This is a genomic window from Paraburkholderia sp. BCC1885, assembly GCF_900996235.1.
GTDB lineage: Bacteria > Pseudomonadota > Gammaproteobacteria > Burkholderiales > Burkholderiaceae > Paraburkholderia.
This window is the reverse complement of the sequence record NZ_CAAJGM010000189.1, coordinates 1-423: the sequence shown is the minus strand read 5'-3', so window position 1 is coordinate 423 and position 423 is coordinate 1. Positions and strand designations below refer to the sequence as shown.

1 protein-coding gene is annotated in these 423 nt (G+C 67.1%); it reads right to left on the bottom strand.

The features are described 5' to 3' along the window. Positions 1-49: 49 nt before the first annotated feature. Positions 50-423, bottom strand: a 374-nt coding sequence (locus FQ755_RS17180) for an HAD-IA family hydrolase (RefSeq protein WP_144156046.1), incomplete at its 5' end; no start/stop codon positions are given.

Sequence of the window (423 nt, the reverse complement as noted above, 5' to 3'; positions counted from 1 at the left end):
GGCTGGCCTGAGGGGGGCGCGGTGGCTCCACCGCGCACCATTCAACCAGCTAGGCCCCGAGCAAGTCCGCCAATTCCGTGAAGCTGTCGGTCACCAGGTCGAAGCGAGGGTCGGGCTGCGTATCGACCTTGCCGCCGGGGCCTGCTTCCAGTGGTCGGCGAATGAAGGAGGTGCGCAAACCTTGCCCGCGCGCGCCGAGGAGATCGGGTTTGTGGCAGGCCACCATCATGATTTCCTCGGGTTTCAGGCCGAGATAGGTCGGCGCCATCTGGTACACCTTGGGCGCCGGCTTGACGGCCCTGGCCGGTTCGGCCGTCATGACCAGATCCCAGCGGAAATCGCGCACGCGCGCCAGCACCGCCATGTCGGCCATGTCCGCGTTCGACAGGGTGGCGTGCAAATAGCGCTGATGCAGGCGCCGCG